The organism is Hubeiibacter jixunmingi (genome assembly GCF_041928215.1).
GTDB lineage: Bacteria > Pseudomonadota > Gammaproteobacteria > Pseudomonadales > Moraxellaceae > Acinetobacter.
On the sequence record NZ_JBHFHK010000111.1, the window covers coordinates 1 to 3,383 of the forward strand.

Here is a 3,383-nt window from a genome sequence, read left to right on the forward strand (position 1 = left end):
ATCCAGTATTGCTGAGTCTTTGGATTGACGTAAACACAGTTCACAATGCAGATGCCTTTGATTAGCCCATGTGCGTTGCCACTGTATTGTTTGTTAACTAATTCGATTTTATGACTGTGGTTTTTATCCAGTATGCTGTCATCAAAGATAAGGTAACCTTCTGGGTCTGTCATAATGTCATTTTTGACTTTTTCCCAAACTAGGCTTGGGGTTAGTCTGTCATTTCGCAGATAGCGATTAATGCGGTCATGACTGATTTCTTTTGGGTGATGCTCTGCATAGTAGGTGAGTGTGTAGTTGGTTTGGCTCACCATTAGGTATTGGCAGTAGTCTATGCGTGTGATTGGTTTTTTGTCATGCCTTTTGCTACTATAGTTTATTCCCCTTATGCAAAAAAATTACGGTTTTGCGTAAGTCCTAATTTTCCTATTACGTTCATTACAATTTCATTCATTCAAACAAGGTGCTAAAATATTCACATCTGCAACCTTGCGATTTTTAGTATATCGGCATTGTATGGACAAGCTGTTTATTTCAGGTAACGCTTTGTCAGCATAATTTGCGAGTTTATGCTTTTTGTTGAATAATAGCTTCTTTTAGTGTAACTATGTAATTACATCGTTTTTAGGAAATATATGACCGAGCAACAAGAAGATATTCTGACTATCAACCAAATCCAATTATTATTATCAGAAAAGCGTACTGCATTATCGATTATGCGTACAGGTATTGCTATTTTTGCTATTCCTTTATCTATTTTTAGTATTCTGATTGCGACATCCAAACAATATGACTTAAAGCAAGTTTGGCAATTATTCACACTCGTGAGCATACTTAATATATTACTTATTATGCTTTCTTGCTATTTAGTTGTTAGCTCATTACAGCATCTGAAACACTATGAAAGTAAAATAAAACAGCTTAAATCTGGTCATCCGAGTCTAAAGCATTTATTATAAGATGCTAAACAAGCTCAACCAAAAAATCATTTGGTGTAAATGTGTTTTTCGGGTCTATTTGTGCTGCAATACATATCACTACATTATCTTGAATAAAAAATTGATAATAAAAATTTCCTAGTCTATGGTGCTCACATTGACCATCATTTTTTGCTATACCTACTTGCGTATCAATTTGATTTAACTGCAATGCGATACCTAGACCACACGCTTTCAATATTGCCTCTTTGGCAGTCCATATTTTTAGCCAATGAATTTTATCATTTTCACTCTCTTGCCAAGATAATATTTCTTTATCATGAAAATAACGCTGTGCTAAAGCATGCATATTTACTTTACGGTCTAAGTTTTCAATATCTACACCAATATGTTGATAGTCTAGGCTATAAATCAATGCATAATCTTTTTGGCTATGTGAATGATTAAAGTAAACAGAATTATTTTGACAAAAAGGTTTACCTTGTAACGTCTGAATAATATTTAAATCTTCAAATTTTGGGCTTAAAATATCATGGCGATATTGTCGGCATAACAATCGCTTTTCTTTAGGCGTAATTACTTTTTCATCGCATTGATAATGCTTAAAAATTTCACTCAATAGACAATGTTTTAAATAAATCACTCCATATCACTTTTTACTCTCCCTGTAGTTAAGTTATATGCCCAATCATCACGACCATTTTGTTTGGCTTTTTTTGCTGCCGCTTGCCAATCATAGCTCACTTGATGATGACGTATTTTCCAAATATTTTGGAAAATTTCCAATACTACATAATTCGCCATCGGTGAAAAATTTTCTATCTGATGATAATAAGGCATATTATCAAAATAAGCTGGATAACCTACACTGCCAGCATTGATAATATATTGTCCTGTACTCAATTGCACTGTTCTATGAATATGTGAATGCCCATGAATGATAAATTTTGCTTGCTCGCCATTGAGTAATTTTAAAATTTCCTTTTCAGTTCTGACTTTAGGTAAACCACTACTCACATCTTCTAATAGATAAATTTCATCATTTTTCGGTGTAGCATGACAGCAATATATTTCTTGCTGTAAGCGTAAATCAAAAGATAATTTTTTCAACCAATCTATCGCATCTTGATTTAAATCATTTAAAATAAATTGCAAGGTTGTATTTCTTTGAACATCTTGTACGGTAGACTGATAGATTTGTCTATTTTGATTACCTGATATATGTAAAATATGGGGTTGATTTAATAATTCAAAAGTTTGACGTGGAGATATTGCCCCATACAAACTATCACCTAAATTGATAATCTGCTTAATATCCTGTTGCTCAATATCCTCTAGTACCGCTTGTAATGCAAAACAGTTAGAATGAATATCCGAAATAAATGCAATTTTTTCCATGAATAAGTAGTTTATCGGCTTATTGATGTTATCTTTTTAACACAATTTATTTTGCTATACAATTGTCTTTGAACGATTTTTATTTTCTTAGATACAAATTTTGACTTGAAATCAGCCAGTTTTGACTTAATATAATACTTATGTCATTAAGGCATAATGATGTTTTTTAATTTTTTAGAGGTTTTGACCATGAGCAATCAAGTCGGTTTATATCGTTCACCAAACAATCAAATGATCGCTGGGGTGATGGGTGGTATCGCTGAGCGTTTTGGTTGGAACGCCAACGGTCTACGTATCATTTTTGTGTTGGTATCCTGCTTAAGTGCGGCTTTCCCTGGCATTATTGTCTATCTGTGCTTATGGCTTTTGTTACCAAAAATTGATCCTGAACAACGTCAAACACGTACTATCGAGCATTCTTGATGCCAGTAACAGACTAAAATCAACCATTTATCTGCTTTTAATACTTTCTTATTTCTACAATGATTAAAATTTATGGGCGATAGTTTATAGCTATCGTCCATAATTATTTTGTGAAGTATTTCTGCTTTTTTAAAGAATACTGTATGATGTACAAGAACATCGCTTGTTGGGGATTGCTTGAATATGCTGTACTTTTTACTATTGGTTGCTGCTTTTGCAATATTTATTGCTTATCGCTATAAAAAATATAAACAACGCTTGCAGATCAATGAGGATGCTCAAGATGCTCAAGCATATGTCAGTAGCGAAGTCGTGGTACTGTTACAACGCTTTAAAGAATTGCAAGCCAAAGGTGTGATTCCACCGCATGAAAGTATCGGTCTGCAAAATCGTATCAAAGCACTGACTGAAGAAATGTTTTGTCATACCGACAGTGAAAACAGCGTAAGAGAATATTTGGTCAATGCGAAACAAGATATTGCCGTGTTGGAAGTAAAATTAGATCAATTTGAGGCAAAAGCACAAGGCATTTCAGCGATGAGTGCTGAACCGCAAGTTCAACCGCAAGTTCAACCGCAAGTTCAACCGCAAGTTCAACCGCAAGTTCAACCGCAAGTTCAACCG

Annotated in this window: 4 protein-coding genes and 2 pseudogenes; 3 read left to right on the forward strand and 3 right to left on the reverse strand. The window is 34.0% G+C overall.

Features of this window, described 5'->3' with window-relative positions; all coding sequences use genetic code 11:
• Positions 1–314 (reverse strand): annotated as a pseudogene (locus ACEYX7_RS10755) (IS701 family transposase); the annotation flags it as partial.
• A gap of 321 nt (positions 315–635) precedes the next feature.
• On the opposite strand from ACEYX7_RS10755, the gene ACEYX7_RS10760 reads away from it, so the two are divergent.
• Complete coding sequence (locus tag ACEYX7_RS10760; RefSeq protein WP_374805486.1) at positions 636–959, forward strand: hypothetical protein; 324 nt, start codon at positions 636–638, stop codon at positions 957–959.
• A gap of 4 nt (positions 960–963) precedes the next feature.
• On the opposite strand, the gene ACEYX7_RS10765 is transcribed toward ACEYX7_RS10760, so the two are convergent.
• Entirely contained in the window at positions 964–1,581 is a 618-nt protein-coding gene (locus ACEYX7_RS10765; protein WP_374805485.1) for a 4'-phosphopantetheinyl transferase family protein, read from the reverse strand.
• Positions 1,578–2,336, reverse strand: a complete 759-nt coding sequence (locus tag ACEYX7_RS10770) for a metallophosphoesterase family protein (protein ID WP_374805484.1) — start codon at positions 2,334–2,336, stop codon at positions 1,578–1,580. Before ACEYX7_RS10770 ends, ACEYX7_RS10765 begins: the two co-directional genes overlap by 4 nt.
• 189 nt (positions 2,337–2,525) lie before the next feature.
• Between ACEYX7_RS10770 and ACEYX7_RS10775 the strand changes: the two genes are divergently transcribed.
• Entirely contained in the window at positions 2,526–2,759 is a 234-nt protein-coding gene (locus ACEYX7_RS10775; RefSeq protein ID WP_374805483.1) for a PspC domain-containing protein, read from the forward strand.
• A 183-nt stretch (positions 2,760–2,942) separates the two neighbouring features.
• Positions 2,943–3,383: pseudogene (locus ACEYX7_RS10780) on the forward strand (hypothetical protein); the annotation flags it as partial.

Coding starts and splice junctions, on each gene's coding strand:
- ACEYX7_RS10760 (WP_374805486.1), top strand. CDS start 636: ATGACCGAGCAACAAGAAGATATTCTGACTATCAACCAAATCCAATTA.
- ACEYX7_RS10770 (WP_374805484.1), bottom strand. CDS start 2,336: ATGGAAAAAATTGCATTTATTTCGGATATTCATTCTAACTGTTTTGCA.
- ACEYX7_RS10775 (WP_374805483.1), top strand. CDS start 2,526: ATGAGCAATCAAGTCGGTTTATATCGTTCACCAAACAATCAAATGATC.